Genomic DNA, 20220 nt, shown 5'->3' on the forward strand with positions numbered 1-20220 from the left:
TATGAAACTGACTTATCTAGCGCTTTTGGGCGCCCTCGGCGCCGGGTGGACATTCGCGACGGCTCCTGCCGCCGCAGGCCAAGCGTCGAGTCCGTTTCCTGATCCTCCCGGCTATCACCCGGCGGTCACACCACCGGCCCCCGGGAATTCCGACGCGAAGCCGCCGGTCCATGCGCCCTCACGCCCGTGGGTACGACAGCCGTCGCCGCAACTCGCAGCGCGGTTGCAGGGGTGGCGTGTGAACATCGGGCCCGACAAGTCTGCGCCAGATCCGGCAAAAGGCGTGTTTGCTTCCGATTGTTGCACCGACACGACGATCCGGTTGCTGAAGAGTGGCTCGTCAGCTTCGATCAAATTGGCTCCCGTCGCATTGCGAGTGCGCTACGTTCCCAAATCGGAGAGCCGCACCGATCCGAAAGATCAGGTCATCACCCAGGATCTGGTCGACGTGCTTGCCGGCCGCGAGATTGCACGCTTCATTGCCTCGCAGCGGCTTGGTAGTCCGCGCCTGAATGCTGGACAGAATCTTGCTGTCGTACTGGTGCAGGAGTTCGATGCGGCGTTGAGTGCGCCCGGGCACAAGGAGCACATCTGGTCGATCAACTGGCGGGTCGAGACCAATCCCGGCAAGCCCGACGACTATGTCGGTTACGAGGCGTGGGGTCTGTTCACGCGGGTGAACGGCGCGTTGAAACCCTTCCACCTTGCCGCCCGTGAATCGTGGTCGAGCGGCGAGAATTCAAACTACTTCTATGTGCTCGCCACCGGCGATCTTGACGGCGATGGAATCGACGAAATGGTGGTGCGGGAGATGGTCTTCGAAGGGGAGGAAGACCTGGTCCAGCTATGGGCGTGGGAGCGCGGCATGCCAGTCACGATCAGCAAGATTCCCTAGGTGCAGAATCGTTGCACTACGTCTGCGCGCTTCTGCGGAGGAGCGATGCGCGCTCAAGGCCCGGCAAGCGTCGCGATTCGTCCAAGCTTCTACGATGGCTCAACGGAATGCGGGGCTTCTACATGACGGCTTTCAGCATCGCCTCATCTATGAGGTTGGGCATCCAAGGAACAGCGCAGGAGAACTCGCTTGCCAAGGCAGAACATCTCGTCCGGTTACGCCTTTGAAGACGCGTACGGATACTCACGAGCCGTCCGCGTCGGAAATCAGGTCTTCGTATCCGGTACAACGGCCCGTCCGCCGGATCTGGGCGGCGATGCCTATGTGCAGGCGAAAGCCGCGCTGGCGACCATAGCCGACGCGCTGGCCAAGACCGGCGCGGGAATGCAGCACGTCGTTCGTACAGTGGTGTACGTCGTCGACATGGCTGACACCCAGCATGTTGCCCGCGCCCATTCTGAAGCTTTCGATCAAATCCGCCCTGTCAGTACACTTGTCCAGGTCAGCGCCCTCACCCCGGCCTCCGCACGGGTCGAGATCGAGGCAATGGCGATCGTCTGCGGCTGACCGGATGCGATTATTGGCGATAACAAGAGCGTTGGACCTATTCGTCGGGGCGCTCCTCGCAGCGCTCGCTCTCGCTGAACCTGCAAAGGCGCGCCCGGCGAAGTGTTTGCTCGAGATCGGCGAGGCGCACTACATCGGTTCAGTCTGCGAATTCACGCGCACGGACGATAAAGGCTCTTCTCGCATTGCCGACGCGGGTCACTCGGGCATTGAAGCCGAAGTAAAGGTCACCGGCGCCGGACAAGGCATAGCGAGCTGGACAGATCCACGCAGCAAGACGCGCCAATGGTGACGTGCGGGGCACAGCACAATGACCATGCAATAGTTCCCTGGCTGTCGGCGGCGCTCAGGGGGTCCCAGTTGACGCTGACGACCTCCCGCGCGCTGAAGGCCCGCCATAGCCGAAAGGAGATTGGAACCCTGGAACTGGTGATGCGTTACGACGACGGCGCAGGTGAGAAGGCCGCGTGGAAGGTGACGAGCCCCAGCTTTCGCTGCCGAGATCATCGAGATAGCTCCGCTATCGTCCGCATGATTGACCGGCATTGGCCCACCTCGGTGGAGGTCTCCATGTCAAATGGCGTCGGTTCGAGATCCAGCATCCAGGAAGCAGCCACCGGCCGGCACGACGAAAAACACGCCGGATGGAGCTGGTGGTATCTGCTCTTCATCATTCAATTCATCGCCGTGCTCTGGCCGCCATTCTACAACATGGCCGAACCCGATCTGATCGGCATGCCATTCTTCTACTGGTACCAGCTTCTCTGGGTCATCGTTGGAGCCATCCTGACCGCAATCGTCTATTTCGCAACTGAGGACTAGCCGGCCCACGGGCACGATCACACAAGAGGGAGTCGATAACGAGGGAGGGCCAATCGGGAGGGAATGCCGTGCAGGACGTCAACTGGACTGCCTTGATCATCTTCCTGGTGCTATTTGCCCTGATCACGTGGCTCGGCTTCGCCGCGGCGCGGTGGCGCAAGGGCGACCTCGACCAGTTGCACGAATGGGGGCTTGGCGGACGTCGCTTCGGCACGATCGTCACCTGGTTCCTGATCGGCGGCGACCTCTACACGGCCTACACCTTCATTGCCGTTCCGGCGCTGGCTTTCGGGGCCGGCGCGATCGCCTTCTTCGCTGTCCCGTATACGATCGTCGCTTATCCCATTCTCTTCCTGGTTTTTCCGCGGCTCTGGTACGTCTGCCACCGGCACAACTACATCACGGCCGCCGACTTCGTCCGCGGGCGCTTCGGCAATCGCTGGCTCGCATTGGCGGTGGCGGTCACCGGCATCGTCGCGACGTTGCCCTATATTGCGCTCCAGCTTGTCGGGCTTCAGGTCGTGATCGGCGGGATGGGCGTTTCCGGCGAGGGCTACAGCGGCGACCTGCCGTTGCTGCTCGCGTTCATCATCCTCGCCGCCTTCACCTATTCGAGCGGACTGCGGGCCCCAGCATCAATCGCCATCGTCAAGGACATCCTGATCTACATCACGGCGTTCGCCGCCATCATCGTCGTTCCCATACAGCTTGGCGGCTTCGGGAACATCTTCGCGGCCGTACCGGCCGAGAAACTCCTGCTGGCCACGCCCGGCGCCAATACGACCGGCGCGTACGGCGCCTACGCGACGCTGGCGCTCGGATCAGCGCTCGCGCTCTTCCTTTACCCCCATTCGATCACGGGTATTTTGAGCGCCAGCAGCGGACACGCCGTCAGGCGCAACGCGGCACTTCTGCCGGCCTATTCGTTCATGCTTGGCCTGCTTGCGCTCATCGGCTTCTTCGCCATTGCCGCGGGCGTCGGCAAGCTTCCCGAATACGCAACCGGCTTCAAACAGTTCGGCAACAATTTCGCGGTGCCGGCCCTGTTCCTCCACAGCTTCCCGTCATGGTTTGTCGGCATCGCCTTTGCCGCCATCGGCATCGGAGCGCTCGTGCCGGCTGCGATCATGTCGATCGCCGCCGCCAATCTCTACACGCGCAACATTCACCGCGAGTTCATCAACGGCGCGCCCACCGACAGGCAGGAAGCGCAGATGGCAAAGTGGGTGTCGCTGATCGTCAAGTTCGGCGCGCTCGCCTTCATCGTCTTCGTGCCGTCGAAATTTGCGATCTACCTGCAGCTCCTCGGCGGAATCTGGATCATCCAGACGCTGCCCGCCGTGATGCTTGGTGTCTACACGCGCTGGTTCAACGATTGGGCGCTCCTCGTCGGATGGGCCGCGGGCATTGTCGCCGGCAGCGCAATGTTCGTCGCCGCGAATCTCACTCCGACCTACGCTCTTGCGGTGGGCAACCTCACCTTTCCCGGCTATTCGGCGCTGTACGCCGTGGTGCTCAACCTCGTCCTGACGCTCGTCCTCACACCGCTGTTCAATCTCGTCAGCCGCACTTCGGCCGATGAGACTCTCGCGGCCGAATATCGAGCGCCGTTGCGAACCTGAGAAAGCATCGCAAGACAGAAAAGCGCGCTGTCGCAGGTTCAGTTGTGACCGGCAGAAGATGGTGCGCCCGGAACGGTTCAAACGTCTGTCCCTCGGGTTCGTAGTCTGGGGCGAGCCCTCTCCTCCAGCCGTCCCCTTTCACCAATTCACCCTGAACGTCCCTGTGCCGGCATAACTCTGGCCGGCGCTCGAGAACTCGCCGGTGAAACGCGCGGACAGTTCCGACCAGCGGTTCAGCACCAGGCGCGAGCCGAGTTCGACGCGGCCGGCGTCGCTCGCCGCACGTGCGCCCTCGACTGTGAAGGCCGGGACCGGCATCGAGATCAACGATGCCGTGACGTCGCGGTTCGGCGAGAATTCATGCACCCAGGCGAGACTTCCGAACGGCATCCACATCATGCCGTTGCCGAGCGTGAAGCGGGCATCGAACTTGCTGCCAAGGAAAGTCGGGAGCGATGAGACGCCGCGCGAGGCGTAGCTCAGGCCGAGCACGCCCGGACCAGCACCGGTGACGCTGGTCTCGGTATAGCCCTCCTGCCACAGCCTCGCAGCCTGAATTGCGGCGAACGGCGTGACCGTGACCGTGCCGAAATCGTAGCTGCGGCCGACCTCAAGGCGTCCGCCGAACTGGTCGCTGCCGAACGAGCCCTTGGCGACCTCGTCGGCGCCGATGCCGGTGATTGTGCGCGTCGTGGAATTGTTGAAATGGCTGTAGGCGAGCTGGCCCGAGAGGTAGGTCACGCCGAAGCGCTGCATCGCATAGCCGCCGAGATGGGCGCCGTCGAGCCTGCCGGAGGTCAAGCGCTCATCGACATTGAACGTCGCGCTGGAGCCGCCGACGGCGATGCCGACGAGCAGATCGGGACCAAGGAGATGGTCGACGCCGGCCGCGCCGCCAGCGATGCGGTCGCTGAAGCCGGCGCTGCCAATGCTCGCATCGCCCGACAGCGACTGATTGCCCCCGAAGCCCGACGCCCAGGCGTGCCATTGCGGCTCGACCCGCGGCGGCGCCTTCAGAGCATTGAAGGCTGAAGTGACCGGGCGCTCCGAGGCGTAACCGAGCGCGCCCGAGCCCGCGGCATCGCCGCGATGGCCCGCGCGCCACGCATCCATCTGGCCGTCCATGGTCTGGCCGAACAGGCTGCCGACGGCGAAGGCGGTGTTCTGCGTGCCGCTGGTGCCCTCACCCGAGAGCTGGTCGAGCACGCGCACTGAGCCCGCCTGCAACAGATTGGAATAGAACGCCGCAGCCGCGCCGGTGAGCGAGGGCGAATAGCCGGCCTCGAGCGCGTTGCCGACCGCGCGCTGGTTCGCCGTTTCCCCCGCGACCGCGCCAAAGCCGGAGCGGGTCAAGGTCAGGTCGACGCTGGTGCTGTTGTAGGTGGCTGCCGCGCTGTAGAAGGCCGATGACGTGGTGACCTGATCAAACCGGCCATTGAGCGGATTTGTCGCTGTGAGGACACCGCTGTAGAGCGTCGTCGGCGCATAGGTCCCTGGCTGGATCACCGCACGCAACGTGCCGCCGAGATTGGCGGTCGTGGTGGTGAAGGTGTCCGCGGCACCCGCCGCGTTCACCCGCAGCGCCAGGACGCCCGTCGCGGTCTGGGTGAACGTCCCCGGAAACAGGTGAGCAGTGCCCACCGGCGTGCTCGGGTCGGTGATGGTGACGAGCCCGGCGTTGGTGAACGTATTTGTGTTGAAGGGGTCGTTCACAAGCAACCGGCCGTCGATCGTGCCGTTGTTCGTCAGCGAGCTCTGGGCCATGAGACCAAGGACCGACCCGCCGGCAGAGGTGGTGGCGATGGTGCCGTTGTTAACGATCGACTCGTTCATGCCGATGATGAAGAGGCCCGAGGTGCCACGGATCACACCTTTGTTGACGATGGTGTCGCCGTCGCCAAACACATTAACGCCCGACGAATTGCCGCCAAGGGCATTGATCGTACCCGTGTTGGTAAACGTGATGTTAGCGCGCAGTGCGACGCCGATGTCATTGGTCGAAGCACTGTTCCCAACAGTGATCGTTCCCGAATTCAAGACGTTGTTGTTGACTCCGAGAATATTGAAGCCATTACTCGCCGAACCGGTCAAAGTAATCGTGCCGATATTTGTGGCCACGCTCCCCGCAGTGGACAGGTCTATACCGAACACGTTGAACGAACTCGAAGTAATGGTGCCGTTGTTCGTCACCGCATTCCCAATGCCGCTTACCAGAATGCCGTTTGATTGCGCCCCGACAGAGATCAAGCCATTGTTGGTAACGGTATTGCCGCCGCCATCTCCCCTGATAGCGGACGAATTGTCCCCCGTCGTAATCGTGCCGTTGTTTGTGACGGTATTGTTCTGATTGAGCCAAATTCCGTTAACAATCGCGCCAAGCGCAATTGATGCGTCCGGCTGCACGGTCACGGTATAGCCATTCTGCGTGCCGTCACCGAAACCGGCGGTGGCGGTGCCGCTGCAGGTAACGCTGGTGCCCGACTGGTCGCACGCTGCATGAGCCGGAGCGGTCGCCCACATGATAGCTGCGGGCGCCAGCGCCCAAGTCATTTTCCGAAACATCAACCCCTCAAGAGATTTAGCAGATCAGAACGAAACCCTAGAGGGGCGCGATTGCACCGTCGTCGCGGATTGCGAACCCGGCGGTGCGCTTTCGCGACCACTTGGCGCGGCGACATCGAAAAGCTGCCGGATGTGCCTCGGCTGCAACAGAAGCGCGGACCTCGCCGCCGGCAGCCGGTTACTCGTCCCGGTTCAGCGCGACAGAGCGCAGAGCGCCCGGCGTCGTTCCAAACTCTCTCTGGAACAGGCGGTGAAAGTGCGAGACGCTGGAGAAGCCGCATTCCAGGGCTATATCGGTGACGTTGAGGCGCCGATAACGCGGCGAGACGAGCATATCGCGCGCACGGTTGAGCCGGCGGCGCGTCACTTCCTCGGTGAAAGACGTTCCCATTTCGGAAAGCAGGCGTTGCACGTAACGGGGGGTGATCCCGAGCCGGCGCCCCAGTGCGGGCAGCGAGAAATCGGCCTCCCCGGCGTGTTGCTCCAGCTCACGATAAATCGCCGCCACGCGTGCCGCGCGCAAACCATCCGGGTCCTGGCGGGCGGACGCGTCCGCCAGTTCGACGGCTGCGGCGATCAGATCGGCAATGTGCCTTGACGCATATCGAAGCGCCGAAGGCGCGTCTGCCTCCAGCGGAGACAACAGGACCGAGACATACGCGTTCATCAGCGCCATTGCCGTTGACCGCCCCGGCACGCGCAGCATGAAACGATCATTGAGCTCCGGCAGATGCGCGGCCACCCGCGCGCGCGGCGCCTGGATCGCAAGCAGGTTGCAGTTTGCGTGCTCGACCCTGATCCAGGACGGCGCACATTGCTCGATCAGGACCGAGTCGCCTGCATCCAGGTCAACGGCAACGCCCTTCTGCTCGACGCAAATCCGACGCGTGCCGGAATTGCAGAGCAGCACGACATTGTCGGTATTCTCCGCAGCGACCTCGCGCGCCGACCGCGCTATCGTCTTGACCGTGCCATAGATCGTACCGACCGACGTCTTGTCGACCACTGCGATCTTGAGCTGCCCCTGAAACGGCCGGTCGGCCACCGGATCGGCGTTCAACCGCACGTAACCCGAGGACAGGGTGGAAATCCAAAGATCCTTCCGTGACCTTTCCTCGCCCGCCAACGTGGAGGAGTCAAAAATGATCCTTTGCAAGGCTTATTCCCGGTCGTCTGGCTGATAATCCATGGCCAAGAGACACCCATATCCTCAATGACGATCAGACATGCCGATCGCCGGCCGACGGCGGCTGTCCGGCTGGTGCGCCGGGGAGCATCTCTCAAGAAGGAAAAGCCGCTCTGGGCGCCCCTCAATATTTTGCTACCGCGGCATTGCCAAAACGATAGTTTACACCGACGCGCACGATGTCGTCGGTGAGGCGGCTGCTTGCTTGCAATGTGCCGACGAATGGCCAGATGGCTACCTGGGTGAGGCCGCTGCTGATCGAGCCAAAATCGAGGTGAAGGTACTCGATCTTGCCGGTCCATCCGCCGACAAGCGCGGACTCGAATCCGGCGCCAACCACCCATCCTAACTTGGCTTGACCGAAATTGCTGGTAATCGAGCCACCCGGGTTAGGCGTACACGGAGCCAGACAGACTTGCGGCGCGACAGTCAAGGTCGTGCTAGCGTCGATCTCTCCATAAGCAAGTCCGCCCGTCACATAGAACAACGACCGATCCGATGGCATAAACCCGATTCGTCCGCGCAAGGTGCCGAACCAGGGCAGCGATTGTGAATGGTTGAGCGGCGCGTTGGTCACTGTCGGCGGCGGCTGCACGCAGGGTGCAAGACATTCATTCGGAGAGGTGAGGGAAGCAGTGGACTGCCCCTTACCCTGCTGACCGGTAGCCTGGATGTCGGTCTCGACACCGAAGATCAGCCGATTGATCTGCATATTGTATCCGGCCTGCAGCCCGCCAAGCGCCCCACTGATGCGTCCCGACGTGGAGTTTGCGACGGCCGTGTCGAAACGGCTGCGCGGATCGAAGCTGGCGTCAACGCTTGAACGTCCCCAGCCTCCGCCAACATTTACACCGGCATAGAAGCCCGTCCAGTTGTAGACTGCCCCATACGCAGTCGCCTTGACTGGGAAATCCGCGGCGGAAGCCACCTGCGTCAACGCGAGACCAAGTGTAACTGCCCAAGCAAGTCTTCCGGTGATAGTCATCGCCCCTCTGCAACCGATGCACGCGTCTGAAAAAGCCAAGGAGCTTTACCGAGGGCGGGGCATGCTGGCTTGGAATATGCGCTACACCGACTTGGACTGGTCGCTACAATCCTCGCGATTGCAAATCACTGTGGTCGCCTTGCCACATGAGCAGGCGCGCTGGTCCGGTGGCATGGTCGCGTCCGGCCGTGTTTGAAACGCCAGGCGCTTCCGACTGGAAGTCACCATCGAAGGCCTTTGCAAAGGCCTTTGAACGCCGCGCAATTTCTTGCGACAAATGGGCGCGGGGATATCTCACTCTCAATGGAGCGATCGTTGGTTATTGGCGACGAATTGATTGCGTTGGAGCTTTCCAGCTCGGCGTTCTCCGAACGAGACAGGACCGAAGCCTTTCACGAGGTCTATGGCCGCGAAATTCTGAAGCTGGATATCGAACCTCTGCCCGAGACGACGCTCCAGGTCGATATGAACCTGCGCGCTTTGCCCGGAATGTCCGTGGCTATGGCGACCGTTTCTCCGATCGTCTGTCGCCATACCACGTCGATGATCGACAACGATGATCCGGTGATCGTGCTTAATCTCGAAGGGACTGCGACCTACAGGCAGAACGGCCATGAGACGAATCTCGGTCCCGGCGATGCGATTCTCACCACCAATGGCCTACCGGGGACATCGATTAGTCACGACGCGAACCGTGTGATCAACTGGCGGATCAGCCGCACGCTGATCGCGCCGCTGGTAAAGAATTTTGATCAAGCCGTGGGAAAACCTCTCGACAGGCACAATCCAGCACTTGCTTTCTTCCTGGATTACCTCGGCATCGTCAATGAGAGGCAGACGCTCGCTAAACCGGGAATGCGACGGGCCGTGGTGACCCATATGCTCGATCTCGGCGCCCTCTTGCTGGGCGCGACTCCCGATGCGGCTGAAATGGCTGACTTGCGCGGCGTTGCAGCGGCCCGCATGCGGAGCATAAAGGCGCATATCCGCGCCCAGGCAGGTGCCCCTGATTTCAGCCTGGCTGCCGTCGCCGCGAAACAGGGCATCTCCAAGTCCTACGTGCGCAGGCTCTTCGAGATCGAAGGCACGAGCTTTACGGAATTCGTTCTGAATCATCGACTCGCCGTGACTTACAAGATGCTGACAGATCCCAGCCTTGCAGGCCGATCAATCAGTGAGATCGCACATCAATCCGGGTTCAACGACATCTCGTACTTCAATCGCACCTTTCGCCGCGTCTACGGCATGCCACCATCGGAGGTCCGCGTTCGCAAGTGACCAACCGGACCTATCGGTTTGCCCGTTTCGTGACCGCCCTGGCGCCTTGCGATGTTCAATCCCGTTTGGCTTGGCGAGCACTCACGAGAAGGTTTGGATTTCGCTATCGCAAACCACCAGACGTTCGATGAAGCTGGCCATGTAGGCCTTCATTTCCTGGTGGGCCGAGCTGACCTGATAGCGATCGTGCGCGGCTGAATCGGCAAATGCGCCTATGACAGCATGGTCCAGCCCATCAGAGCGACTTGCCAGGTTGGGCTGAAAATCATAGCCGGCGACGCCGTCGCATTCCGACTTGATGCGCGCGCAATAGTGCTGCACGCGCTGGTGGAATTGCGCATCGGCATCGCGATTGAACTGCATCATCACCACGTGCAGGAACATCGGAATTACAAGCGCGCCCGGCGCGCCTCCCCCTTTACATGCGCGCCAGGAGGCCGCCGTCGATCGCCAGCACATGCCCGTTGACGAACGAGGCGGCCGCGGAAGCCAGGAACACCACGGCCGGAGCGACATCCTGCGGGGTCGCCCAGCGGCCGGCCGGCACGGCCGAGGACAGGAAAGCCTGGAATTGCGGATTGTCCTGCAGGCCTTGCGTGAAGTCGGTGCGGACAAAGCCCGGTGCCAGCGCATTGCACGTGACCCCGCTTGCGCCATATTCGACCGCCAGCGCCCGCGTGAAAGCAGCGATAGCTCCTTTGGCGGTGGCGTAGGCGGCGATGTTGGGCATGGCGGCCTGTCCTGCCACCGAAGACATCAGCACGATGCGCCCGAAGCCGCGCTGCGTCATGCCGGGCAGCGCTGCGCGCGCGCAATTGAACGCGCCATTGACATGGACATTGTGTAGCGCCTGCCACTCGTCCGGCGACATCTCCACGACGGGCTTGCGGTTCTGATTCCCGGCATTGCTGACCAGCACATCGATGGGCAGGCCCTCGGCCTCGAGTTGCGTCAGCGCCTTGGCGACGCCCGAACCGTCGGCCACGTCGAAGGCCAGGCCGCGAGCCGCGATGCCCTCTTGAGCCAACCGCGCCGCCGACTCCTCGCAAGCCTGCGCACTCAGGTCGTTGATGACCACGCGCGCACCAGCCAGGCCGAGACCGCGCGCAATGGCGAACCCCAATCCGCGTGCTGCGCCCGTCACGAGCGCTACTCTCCCCCCGAGACCGAAGGTCTCGCTCAGGTAGTCGTGCTTCAACTTTTGTCCCCTCGGTCATCGACGTCGACGGTTTGCCCCCGCGTTTCCGCTTCGGAGCAAGCCTGCACTTTGGCCGCCCGCCTTTAAGTAAGTCGCAACATATAAGACTATTTACAAACTCTCAATAGAGAGAATATTGTTGGATCTCCAACAAGAACCTGGAGGAGACACCATGGCTTTGGAAACACCCGGCTGCCCTGCCCTCGACGCGCTGCCTCCGCTGGCCTCGCGCTTCCTGAAAGTGGGCGAATTGCCCTGGAAACCCACGCAAGTGCCCGGCATCGACATGAAGGTGCTGATGCAGGACAAGGAGACGGGCCTGCTGACCGCATTGTTCCGCTGGCAGCCGGGGACCGAATTGCCGCTGCACGAACACGTGGAAGTGGAGCAGACCTTCGTACTCGAAGGCTCGATCGTCGACGCCGAGGGCGAGGTTTGTGCCGGCGACTATGTCTGGCGCCCCCGCGGTAACCGGCATGTCGCGCGGGCGCCGAATGGCGCCCTGGTGCTGAGCTTCTTCCTGAAGCCGAACCTGTTCATCGACGCATTCGCCGGCCAGACGCTGGAATAGGCACCCACGCGACCGGTCAGCATAGGCCGGCGCTCAAGCCAATCCCCGAGGAAACATGCCCATGCAATTCAAATACAAGAACGTCGTTGCCGCCTGCCTGCTCAGCACTCTGCCAATGGCGGCACACGCGCAAGTGTCCGACAATGTCGTCAAGATCGGCGTGCTCGGCGACCAGTCCGGCATGATGGCCGATCTATCCGGTCAGTTGGGCGTGGAAGCCGTCAAGATGGCGGTGGAAGACTTCGGCGGCACCGTGCTCGGCAAGCCGATCGAAGTCGTCTCGGCCGATCACCAGAACAAGGTGGACGCCGGCTTGTCCATCGCGCGTCGCTGGTACGAGAACGAAAGCGTCGACATGATCCTGGACGTGCCGAACTCGGCCATCGCGCTGGCCGTTCAGGATCTGACGCGGCAGAAGAAACGCGTGGTGATATACACCAGCGCTGGCTCTGGCGAGTTGACGGGAAAAGCCTGTTCACCAAACGGCATCCACTGGACCTACGACACCTATGCCTATGCGACCGGTGTGGCCAGCGGCGTCACGGATGACGGCGGCAAGAGCTGGTTCTTCGTCACCTCGGACTACGCATTCGGTCATTCGCTCGAGCGCGACGCCTCGGCGGTGGTGAAGGCCAGGGGCGGCGAAGTGCTGGGCAGCGTCCGGCACCCGATCTCAACCTCCGACTTTTCGTCCTTCCTGCTGCAGGCTCAAGCCTCGAAAGCGCAGGTCATTGGTCTCGCCAATGGCAGCGGCGACACCATCAACAGCATCAAGCAAGCGTTTGAGTTCGGCATCATGGGCAGCAAGCAGCGGGTGGCCGCGCTGTTCATGAGCATCGTTGACGTGCGAAGCCTGGGCCTGGAGTATGCGCAAGGGCTGAATTTGGTGGAGCCGTTCTACTGGGACCAGGACGACAAGGCACGCCAATGGTCCGAACGTTTCTTCAAGCGCACCGGCCGCATGCCCTCGATGGTACAGGCCAGCAATTACGGCGCGACCATGCACTACCTGAACGCCATCAAGGCGGCCGGCACCGATGCATCCGAACCCGTATTGAAGAAGATGCATGAAACTCCTATCAATGATTTCATGACCGACAACGGCAGCATCCGCGCAGACGGCCGCGTCATGCGCGATCTTTATCTGTTCCAGGTCAAGAAGCCGGCCGAATCGAAACGCGACTGGGACTACTACAAGCTGGTACGCAAGATTCCCGCTGAGCAGGCATTTCGACCGCTCAACCAGGGCGGATGCCCGTTGGTGCAGCAATGAGCGGGGGTGCCACCGGCTTGCTGGCCGGGAAGCGCGCGGTGGTGACGGGCGGGGCCAACCCGCGCGGCATCGGCGCAGCGATCGTGGAGTTGTTCCTGGCGCAAGGCGCCAGCGTCGCCGCGTTCGACAGCGCCTACCCCGCTGCCCCGCAACCGGTCGCATTGGACCGGCGCGTCAACCTGCATTGCGATGTCGCGAGCATCGCGTCCTGCGATCAAGCCGTAGAGGCGACGATCTCCGCGCTCGGTGGCATCGATATACTCGTGAACAATGCCGGCATCGTGGCCGCCACGCGCATCTGGGACATGCGCGACGATGAATTCCGCCGCATGATCGAGGTCAACCTCACCGGCACCTACAACATCACGCAAGCGGCGTTGCCGACATTGATGCAAAGCGAGCGCAGGCCCGCTATCGTCAATTTGGGATCCACTGCAGCCCTGCGGGGCGGCGGCCTGCTGGGCGGCTCGCACTACGCGGCTTCCAAGGGTGGCGTCATCAGCTTCACCAAAGCCCTGGCGCGAGAATTGGGACCACGCGGCATTCGCGCAAATTGCGTGGCGCCCGGCATCATCGAAACTGATATGACCCTCGGAAAATTCGGCGAGGATTGGGAGCGGGATCTGAAACAAGGCATTCCGCTGCAACGCTTCGGCTCGCCAACCGAAGTGGCGCAGGCCATCCTGTTCCTCGCATCCGATCTTTCTTCCTATTCAACCGGCATTGTGGTCGACGTCAACGGCGGCTTCCACATTCACTAGGCACGCCAACACACAATGAGCTCTCCAGATCGCATGCTGTCCATTCTGGACCTCTTCCGCGACGACACGACCGCCGTGTTTCAGGAAGCTGTCATGGCGCATCTGGAGTGCTCCCGCGCGACTGCATACCGTTACCTGAAATCGCTGACCGAAAGCGGGCTGCTGACCCCGACTGCCGGCGGCGCCTACGTGCTGGGCTCGCGCATCATCGAACTTGACCGACATCTTCGTCAGCACGACCCCTTGATGCGCGCGGCACGTGATGTCATGCGCGCCATCGGGGACGAACTGCATGCCAACCTGATGCTTTGCAGCTATTACGGCGACAAGGTCATGTGCGTAGACCGCTACTGGCCCGACACGTCCATCGAATCGAGTTATGCGCGCGGACGACCCTTTCCGATGTTTCGCGGAGCAACGGCGAAACCCATCCTGGCAAATCTGCCGCCCTATCAGTTGCGCAACCTGATGCTGTGGCATGCGGACGAGATCCGCAGTGCGGGGCTGGGCGAAAACTGGGATCAGTTCCGCGCCAACCTCAAGCGCCTGCGTGCCGCCGGCGCCTACGTCTCGCACGGCGAGGTCGATCGTGGGCTGCTGGGTATCGGAACAGCCATCTTCAGCCCCGAGCAGAAGGTTGTCGGCAGCCTGGTCTTCATCACGTCGGAGGCCCGCACGCCGCCCGAGCGCTTGGCCCTGTTGCAGGCGCGTATCCAGAGCGCAGCCAAGCAGGTCTCTCAGAACCTGCACGCCCCGCGCGCGAATGCGCCTGCAATCGGCATCTTGCCGTCGCGGCCGCGCCGACTGAAATCGCCCACGAGCACAGTTGCTGCCGATGCGGCCGTCGCAAGGCCCTCGAAACGGCCATCAAGTCGGCGACGTTAAAACGCTCCGCAAGCTCGGACGCTGTTCCGCCCCGACATGCCGATGCGGGTCCCCAATAAAACGGGGACCGCAACCAACGTCAGCGCCAAATCGGGTTCACAGTCTTGTTCTGGATGGCGGAGAAATGGCGCGCCCGGAACGATTCGAACGTCCGACCCTCAGATTCGTAGTCTGATGCTCTATCCAGCTGAGCTACGGGCGCGTGTTTCGCAAACAGCGATTGCGGGCGGGGCCCGCACGCATCTTCCGGGCTGAGCCGGAAGGGGTGCGAAAGAGCGCTCTGACTAACCGCTCTTGCCCCAGTTGGCAAGGTCTGCCTGGGCGGTATTTTGGGCCATTTCCGCCTCTAGCTCGTCATTCCGGGGCGCGACGAAGTCGCGAGCCCGGAATCCATAACTACGGGCCGGGGTTATGGATTTCGGGCCTGGCCCTTTGGGCCATCCCCATTGCGCAATGGGGAATGACGGGTTCACTCGGCCTCTGGCCGAGTCTTACGCCCTCGCCCGCTCGTTGCGGATCGAGAGGAGTTCCACGGGACGGTCGGGGATGACGATCCGGAAGGTGGCGCCGATGGTGCCTTCGACCAGGTGGATGTCGCCGCCATGGGCGCGGACGAGCTCGGCGGCGATCGCAAGGCCAAGGCCGCTGCCGCCGGGGCGCCCCGAGGTCTGGAACGCCTCGAACAGGTGCTCCCGGGTCTTTTCGGGAACGCCCGGTCCGGTGTCGGAGACTTCGAGAATCGTGACGGCGCCTTCGCGCTTGCCGGTGATCCGGATCTGCTGCACGCCGCCGTCGCCGGACGAATGCGTCTCCAGCGCCTGGGCGGCGTTGCGGACGAGGTTGAGCAGCACGCGGAAGAGCTGGTCGGGATCGGCGTCGATCGCGAGTCCGCGCTCGATTGCGGCGACCCAGGCGATCGAGGCGTCGCTGGCAAGGCCCGCGGTCTCGCGCACCTCAAGGACCACCGGCTCGATCAGGATCATGCGGCGATCTGGCGCGGCCTCCTGGGCGCGGCCGTAGGACAGCATCGACTGGCAGAAGGCGATCGCGCGCTCGAGCGAGCGCACGAGCTTTGGCGCAAAGCGCTGCACCCGCGGATCGGGCACGCTGGCGAGCTGATCGGACAGGAGCTGCGCCGAAGCGAGCAGATTGCGCAGATCGTGGTTGATCTTGGAGACGGCAAGGCCGAGTGCCGCGAGCCGGCTCTTCTGATGCAGCATCGACATCAGGTCGCGCTGCATGTCCGACAGCTCGCGCTCGGCCACCCCGATCTCGTCGCCGCGCTGGCTCGGCACGATGATTCGCGCCGAGCTCTCGGGATTCTCGTGGAAGCCGACAAGACTGGCCGTCAGCCGCCGCATCGGCCGCACGAACAGATAATGGAGCGCGAGATAGACGAGGCCGGCGGTCAGGACCGCGATGATCAGCGCCACCACCACGACGTTGCGGGAGAAGCGGTACATCGATTGCCGCAGCGGCTGCTCGTCGGTGACGATTTCGATGAACTGGGCGTTGCCGACGCCCGGGCCGACGATGCGGATCGACTGGTTGCCGGTCTCCAACATCATCTCGAACGAGCCGGTGATCGCCTGCCACACCGTCATGTCGCGCAGGTCGATGTCGTGCTCGATCGCGGTTGGCAGGTTGTCGCTGGCGAGCAGCCGGCGCTGCTGACCCATCTTGATCGCGACCGCGCGCGCATTGATGCTTTTCAGGATCTGCCGCGACAGCGATTCGGGGACCATGCCGAGCGGCGCGGCGTCGAGCACGAGGGCGGCGGTGTTGGCGGCGGCGACGCGGTCGTTGAGACGGTTGACCCAGAAGTTGGCGATGGCCGGCACGTAGAGCAGGATGGCCGCGATCATCACCAGGGGAACGGTCAGCAGCAACAGCTTGCCGGACAGGCCGAGCCGACGCGGCTCACGCGGCCGCGGCGCCGGCTGCTCCATATCCTGGGTCGGCTGGAGGTCTGTCGCTGCCACGAAATTCGCCCTCACTGCCTTTGCGGGTGGAAGAATGCGGCCCGCCCCAAGTCCGGTCAAATTACGGTTCGCTAATGTCCCGAGGTGGGATGTAAGGCCGGAAGCGGCGAGTCGCTACCTCATCGGTTAAAAACACCGTCGAAACAGTGATATTCACCCGATCTGCGCCCACTAGCGGCGTTGACGAAATGAGGACGCTCGCTTATAAGCCGCGCCGAATTGTCCGCGTTGACCCGGCTTGGCCGGGAGCGGCTCTCTTGGGGCCGAAAAGGGCCCGTTTTGGGCCGCATCTTCCGGACTTTACCTTCAATTCTACAGGCAAATTGCCCGGTCAGCGGAGAACAACCCGTGAAGCGGACTTATCAACCCAGCAAACTGGTGCGCAAGCGCCGTCACGGCTTCCGTGCCCGCCTCGCCACCGCCGGCGGCCGCAAGGTTCTCGCCGCCCGCCGCGCCCGCGGCCGCAAGCGTCTGAGCGCCTGAGCCGGACCCTTTTGGGATTTCATCATGGAACGGCTAAGGCAGCGGGCGGATTTCCTCGCCGTTGCCAATGGCGCGCGGGCGAATGCCAGCGCGTTCGTCCTGCAAAGCCGTCGCCGTGATGACACCGGCCCGATCCGGGTCGGGTTTACCGTTACCAAAAAGAACGGCACCGCCACCGAGCGCAATCGCATCCGGCGCCGGCTTCGCGAATTGGTGAAGCGGCTCGATCCGGTGTCAATGCTCCCCCATCATGATTATGTGCTAGTCGGCCGAAGGGAGGCGCTCACGCGCGACTTCGCGACGATGCTCGACGACCTCCGCGCCGCGTTCAGGAAGCCCGCACGGCAGGCGCCCAAAGGACCGTCGAAGGGACGCGGCCCGAAGGTGGGCCCGTCCCCCGCGACCATCCGCAAACCGGATTGATGACGAGACACAAGAGATGACCGACAACCGCAATACCATTCTCGCCGTCATTCTGTCCGGCTTGGTGCTGATCGCCTGGCAGTACTTCTACAATGTGCCGCAGATGGAGAAGCAGCGCGCCCAGCAGCAGACGCAGGCCGAGCTCCAGAAGAACGCGCCGCAGCCGACGGCCTCTCCGACGCCGGGTGCTACGCCGCAGTCCGGCAACGCACCGCAGCCCTCCACGGCACCGGGCGCGAGCCAGCAGGCGCAGCCGGTCGTCAGCCGCGACACCGCGCTTGCCGCGGCTCCGCGCGTGAAGATCGACACCCCGCGGCTTGCCGGCAGTATCTCGCTGAAGGGCGGCCGCATCGACGACCTTGCGCTGGTTCAATATCGCGAAACGGTCAATTCGAGCTCGCCGCCGATCATCCTCTATTCGCCCTCGGGCACGGCGGAGCCCTATTATGCCGAGTTCGGCTGGGTCGCCGCGACAGGCGTGACGGCGAAGATGCCGGACTCGACCACGACCTGGCAGCAGGACGGCAGCGGCAACCTCACGCCGTCGACGCCGGTGGTGCTGAAATGGGACAATGGCGAGGGCCTGACTTTCCGCCGCACCATCTCGGTCGACGACCACTATCTCTTCACGGTCAAGGACGAGGTGAGCAATGTCGGCAACGCGCCGGTCACGCTCTATCCGTTCGCGCTGATCTCGCGCCACGGCACGCCACAGGTCTCCGGCTACTACATCCTGCATGAAGGCCTGATCGGCTATCTCGGCGAGCACGGCCTGCAGGAATATGCCTACAAGAAGATCGACGAAGCCAAGCAGGTGAACTTCAAGGCGACCAACGGCTGGCTCGGCATGACCGACAAGTACTGGGCCTCCGCGCTGCTGCCGGACACCAATGCCCAGCTTCAGGCGCGCTTCTCGTCGAACCTCTCCGGCAATGTTCACACCTACCAGACCGACTATCTGCTCGATCCCGTCACCATCGCGATCGGCGGTACCGCGACGGCGAACGCACGGCTGTTTGCCGGCGCCAAGGAAGCCGGCGTGGTCGGCATCAACTTCCCGTTCGCCGGCCTCGGCGGCTACAACAAGGAGCTCGGCCTCAACCACTTCGATCTCCTGATCGACTGGGGCTGGTTCTACTTCATCACCAAGCCGATGTTCCTGGGGCTGGACTTCTTCTATCGCTTCTTCGGCAATTTCGGCATCTCGATCCTGCTCGTCACCGTGATCGTGAAGCTCCTGTTCTTCCCGCTGGCGAACAAGTCCTACGCCTCGATGGCGAAGATGAAGTCGATCCAGCCGCAGCTTCAGGCGCTCAAGGAACGCTTCCCCGACGACAAGGTGAAGCAGCAGCAGGAGATGATGGAGATCTACCGCAAGGAGAAGATCAATCCGGTCGCCGGCTGTCTTCCCGTGGTGATCCAGATCCCCGTGTTCTTCTCGCTCTACAAGGTGCTGTTCGTCACCATCGAGATGCGACACGCGCCGTTCTACGGCTGGATCAAGGACCTCTCGGCGCCCGATCCGACCAATCTGTTCACCCTGTTCGGGCTGATCCCGTTCGATCCGACCACGATCCCGGTGTTCGGCCATTATCTCGCACTCGGCATCTGGCCGATCATCATGGGCATCACGATGTGGTTCCAGATGAAGTTGAACCCGACGCCGCCGGATCCGACGCAGCAGATCATCTTCAACTGGATGCCGCTGATCTTCACCTTCATGCTGGCGGGCTTCCCGGCGGGCCTCGTGATCTACTGGGCCTGGAACAACACGCTCTCGGTGCTCCAGCAGAGCTTCATCATGCGCCGCAACGGCGTGAAGGTGGAGCTGTTCGACAATCTCAAGGCGACGTTCGCAAGGAAGGCGACGTAGGTTAGGGGTACTTCGAACCTCATCCTGAGGAGCGGCCGCGAGGCCGCGTCTCGAAGGATGGCCACGGGCACCGGGGCCTTCATGGTTCGAGACGGCGCTTGACGCGCCTCCTCACCATGAGGGACTGACACGGAGCCGTGGGCTTGAACGACAATACCGACGATAAGCTGATCGAAGCCGGGCGAAAGCTGTTCGCCCGCGACTGGCAGTTCATCTGGGCTTCGCCCTCGATTGCGACGCTGCCGCCGATGGCGGGACTGGAGATCGCCTTTGCCGGCCGCTCCAATGTCGGCAAGTCGAGCCTGATCAACGCGCTGACCGGCCGCAACAACCTTGCGCGCACCTCGCACACGCCGGGCCGGACGCAGGAGCTGATCTTCTTCGAAGTCCCGGGAAAGTCCGACCTGCGGCTGGTCGACATGCCCGGCTATGGCTACGCCAAGGCGCCGAAGACGCAGGTCGCGTCCTGGACCGACCTGATCCACAAATTCCTGCTGGGACGCGCCAGCCTCGCGCGCGTCTACGTGCTGATCGATGCGCGGCATGGCCTCAAGGAGGTCGACCTCGAGGTTCTGAAGACGCTCGACCGCTCGGCGGTCAGCTATCAGATCGTGCTGACCAAGGCCGACCAGGTGAAGGCCGCCGAGTTGCAGTCGCGCATCGCCGAGACCGAAGCCGCCCTGACAAAACACCCGGCCGCTTTCCCCAACGTGCTTGCGACCTCCTCGCGCTCATCGACCGGTATGGCCGAGCTGCGTGCCGCAATGGCGCGGCTGCTGGACGAGCGGGGATCATGATGGCTGCATTCCGCCTGCTGATTGGGCTTGCCGGTTTGATGGGCGCCGCCGGCGTGG

Annotated in this window: 20 protein-coding genes, 1 tRNA gene and 1 pseudogene; 15 read left to right on the plus strand and 7 right to left on the minus strand. The window is 62.8% G+C overall.

Going from position 1 to position 20220, the window contains the following annotated elements:
• Nucleotide 1: 1 nt before the first annotated feature.
• The 5 genes from AXW67_RS29000 to mctP all read left to right on the plus strand — a co-directional run bounded on the left by AXW67_RS29000 (nt 2) and on the right by mctP (nt 3906).
• Nucleotides 2-895, plus strand: a complete 894-nt coding sequence (locus tag AXW67_RS29000; RefSeq protein WP_145927935.1) for an FG-GAP repeat protein — start codon at nt 2-4, stop codon at nt 893-895.
• Nucleotides 896-1084: 189 nt separating this feature from the next.
• The gene (locus tag AXW67_RS29005) at nt 1085-1462 is read left to right on the plus strand and encodes a Rid family hydrolase (RefSeq protein WP_063680644.1); all 378 of its coding nucleotides are present in this window, start codon (nt 1085-1087) and stop codon (nt 1460-1462) included.
• 106 nt (nt 1463-1568) lie between these two features.
• A complete protein-coding gene (locus tag AXW67_RS29010) occupies nt 1569-1754 on the plus strand; it encodes a hypothetical protein (protein WP_145927936.1) in 186 nt (61 codons plus the stop codon).
• Nucleotides 1755-2122: 368 nt separating this feature from the next.
• Entirely contained in the window at nt 2123-2284 is a 162-nt protein-coding gene (locus AXW67_RS44450) for a DUF3311 domain-containing protein (protein WP_245283932.1), read from the plus strand.
• A 68-nt stretch (nt 2285-2352) separates the two neighbouring features.
• Nucleotides 2353-3906 (plus strand): monocarboxylate uptake permease MctP, encoded by a 1554-nt coding sequence (gene mctP / locus AXW67_RS29020; RefSeq protein ID WP_063680646.1) that lies wholly within the window; start codon nt 2353-2355, stop codon nt 3904-3906.
• Nucleotides 3907-4044: 138 nt separating this feature from the next.
• Here the strand turns inward: mctP and AXW67_RS29025 are convergent, their stop codons facing one another.
• The 3 genes from AXW67_RS29025 to AXW67_RS29035 all read right to left on the minus strand — a co-directional run bounded on the left by AXW67_RS29025 (nt 4045) and on the right by AXW67_RS29035 (nt 8639).
• Complete coding sequence (locus tag AXW67_RS29025; protein WP_082908086.1) at nt 4045-6468, minus strand: autotransporter outer membrane beta-barrel domain-containing protein; 2424 nt, start codon at nt 6466-6468, stop codon at nt 4045-4047.
• A 178-nt stretch (nt 6469-6646) separates the two neighbouring features.
• Nucleotides 6647-7624: an AraC family transcriptional regulator gene (locus AXW67_RS29030; RefSeq protein ID WP_145927937.1), complete on the minus strand. Its 978-nt coding sequence runs from the start codon at nt 7622-7624 to the stop codon at nt 6647-6649.
• Between the two features lie 154 nt (nt 7625-7778).
• Nucleotides 7779-8639, minus strand: coding sequence for an outer membrane protein (locus tag AXW67_RS29035; protein ID WP_082908087.1), 861 nt, complete (start codon nt 8637-8639; stop codon nt 7779-7781).
• A gap of 315 nt (nt 8640-8954) precedes the next feature.
• Here AXW67_RS29035 and AXW67_RS29040 point away from each other — a divergent pair, with 315 nt between their 5' ends.
• Entirely contained in the window at nt 8955-9917 is a 963-nt protein-coding gene (locus AXW67_RS29040) for an AraC family transcriptional regulator (RefSeq protein WP_161491307.1), read from the plus strand.
• Nucleotides 9918-9998: 81 nt separating this feature from the next.
• Here the strand turns inward: AXW67_RS29040 and AXW67_RS29045 are convergent, their stop codons facing one another.
• Together AXW67_RS29045 and AXW67_RS29050 are read right to left on the minus strand one after the other, a co-directional pair.
• The gene (locus AXW67_RS29045; protein WP_063680651.1) at nt 9999-10301 is read right to left on the minus strand and encodes a Dabb family protein; all 303 of its coding nucleotides are present in this window, start codon (nt 10299-10301) and stop codon (nt 9999-10001) included.
• 34 nt (nt 10302-10335) lie between these two features.
• Nucleotides 10336-11115: an SDR family NAD(P)-dependent oxidoreductase gene (locus tag AXW67_RS29050; protein ID WP_027552148.1), complete on the minus strand. Its 780-nt coding sequence runs from the start codon at nt 11113-11115 to the stop codon at nt 10336-10338.
• Between the two features lie 172 nt (nt 11116-11287).
• On the opposite strand from AXW67_RS29050, the gene AXW67_RS29055 reads away from it, so the two are divergent.
• From AXW67_RS29055 to AXW67_RS29070, 4 genes are all read left to right on the plus strand, one after another.
• Nucleotides 11288-11686: a cupin domain-containing protein gene (locus AXW67_RS29055; protein WP_027552147.1), complete on the plus strand. Its 399-nt coding sequence runs from the start codon at nt 11288-11290 to the stop codon at nt 11684-11686.
• Nucleotides 11687-11801: 115 nt separating this feature from the next.
• Nucleotides 11802-12959, plus strand: coding sequence for an ABC transporter substrate-binding protein (locus AXW67_RS29060; RefSeq protein WP_245315770.1), 1158 nt, complete (start codon nt 11802-11804; stop codon nt 12957-12959).
• A complete protein-coding gene (locus AXW67_RS29065; protein ID WP_063680653.1) occupies nt 12956-13720 on the plus strand; it encodes an SDR family NAD(P)-dependent oxidoreductase in 765 nt (254 codons plus the stop codon). The genes AXW67_RS29060 and AXW67_RS29065 overlap by 4 nt, the downstream gene beginning before the upstream one ends.
• 33 nt (nt 13721-13753) lie before the next feature.
• Nucleotides 13754-14605 carry an IclR family transcriptional regulator gene (locus AXW67_RS29070; protein WP_201723730.1) on the plus strand — a complete coding sequence of 284 codons (852 nt, stop codon included), beginning with the start codon at nt 13754-13756 and terminating at the stop codon, nt 14603-14605.
• Nucleotides 14606-14730: 125 nt separating this feature from the next.
• Here the strand turns inward: AXW67_RS29070 and AXW67_RS29075 are convergent.
• Nucleotides 14731-14807: transfer RNA gene (locus AXW67_RS29075), tRNA-Arg, on the minus strand.
• A gap of 289 nt (nt 14808-15096) precedes the next feature.
• Nucleotides 15097-16587: a sensor histidine kinase gene (locus AXW67_RS29080; protein WP_201723731.1), complete on the minus strand. Its 1491-nt coding sequence runs from the start codon at nt 16585-16587 to the stop codon at nt 15097-15099.
• 348 nt (nt 16588-16935) lie between these two features.
• On the opposite strand from AXW67_RS29080, the gene rpmH reads away from it, so the two are divergent.
• The 5 genes and pseudogenes from rpmH to AXW67_RS45110 all read left to right on the plus strand — a co-directional run.
• Complete coding sequence (gene rpmH, locus AXW67_RS29085) at nt 16936-17070, plus strand: 50S ribosomal protein L34 (RefSeq protein ID WP_008542748.1); 135 nt, start codon at nt 16936-16938, stop codon at nt 17068-17070.
• Nucleotides 17071-17094: 24 nt separating this feature from the next.
• The gene (gene rnpA, locus AXW67_RS29090) at nt 17095-17493 is read left to right on the plus strand and encodes a ribonuclease P protein component (protein ID WP_027552142.1); all 399 of its coding nucleotides are present in this window, start codon (nt 17095-17097) and stop codon (nt 17491-17493) included.
• Between the two features lie 16 nt (nt 17494-17509).
• Entirely contained in the window at nt 17510-19366 is a 1857-nt protein-coding gene (gene yidC / locus AXW67_RS29095) for a membrane protein insertase YidC (protein ID WP_063680655.1), read from the plus strand.
• Between the two features lie 143 nt (nt 19367-19509).
• Entirely contained in the window at nt 19510-20163 is a 654-nt protein-coding gene (yihA, locus tag AXW67_RS29100; protein ID WP_027552140.1) for a ribosome biogenesis GTP-binding protein YihA/YsxC, read from the plus strand.
• A pseudogene (locus AXW67_RS45110) lies at nt 20160-20220 on the plus strand (DUF423 domain-containing protein); the annotation flags it as partial. The gene yihA and the pseudogene AXW67_RS45110, both read left to right, overlap by 4 nt.

The sequence above is a fragment of the Bradyrhizobium neotropicale genome, from assembly GCF_001641695.1.
Lineage (GTDB): Bacteria > Pseudomonadota > Alphaproteobacteria > Rhizobiales > Xanthobacteraceae > Bradyrhizobium > Bradyrhizobium neotropicale.

What these genes read in the sequence shown, in the direction of transcription:
- AXW67_RS29045 (WP_063680651.1), bottom strand. Translation starts at nt 10,301, where the DNA reads ATGTTCCTGCACGTGGTGATGATGCAGTTCAATCGCGATGCCGATGCG.
- AXW67_RS29035 (WP_082908087.1), bottom strand. Translation starts at nt 8,639, where the DNA reads ATGACTATCACCGGAAGACTTGCTTGGGCAGTTACACTTGGTCTCGCG.
- AXW67_RS29000 (WP_145927935.1), top strand. Translation starts at nt 2, where the DNA reads ATGAAACTGACTTATCTAGCGCTTTTGGGCGCCCTCGGCGCCGGGTGG.
- AXW67_RS29070 (WP_201723730.1), top strand. Translation starts at nt 13,754, where the DNA reads ATGCTGTCCATTCTGGACCTCTTCCGCGACGACACGACCGCCGTGTTT.
- yidC (WP_063680655.1), top strand. Translation starts at nt 17,510, where the DNA reads ATGACCGACAACCGCAATACCATTCTCGCCGTCATTCTGTCCGGCTTG.
- AXW67_RS29055 (WP_027552147.1), top strand. Translation starts at nt 11,288, where the DNA reads ATGGCTTTGGAAACACCCGGCTGCCCTGCCCTCGACGCGCTGCCTCCG.
- AXW67_RS29025 (WP_082908086.1), bottom strand. Translation starts at nt 6,468, where the DNA reads ATGTTTCGGAAAATGACTTGGGCGCTGGCGCCCGCAGCTATCATGTGG.
- rnpA (WP_027552142.1), top strand. Translation starts at nt 17,095, where the DNA reads ATGGAACGGCTAAGGCAGCGGGCGGATTTCCTCGCCGTTGCCAATGGC.
- AXW67_RS29065 (WP_063680653.1), top strand. Translation starts at nt 12,956, where the DNA reads ATGAGCGGGGGTGCCACCGGCTTGCTGGCCGGGAAGCGCGCGGTGGTG.
- AXW67_RS29060 (WP_245315770.1), top strand. Translation starts at nt 11,802, where the DNA reads ATGGCGGCACACGCGCAAGTGTCCGACAATGTCGTCAAGATCGGCGTG.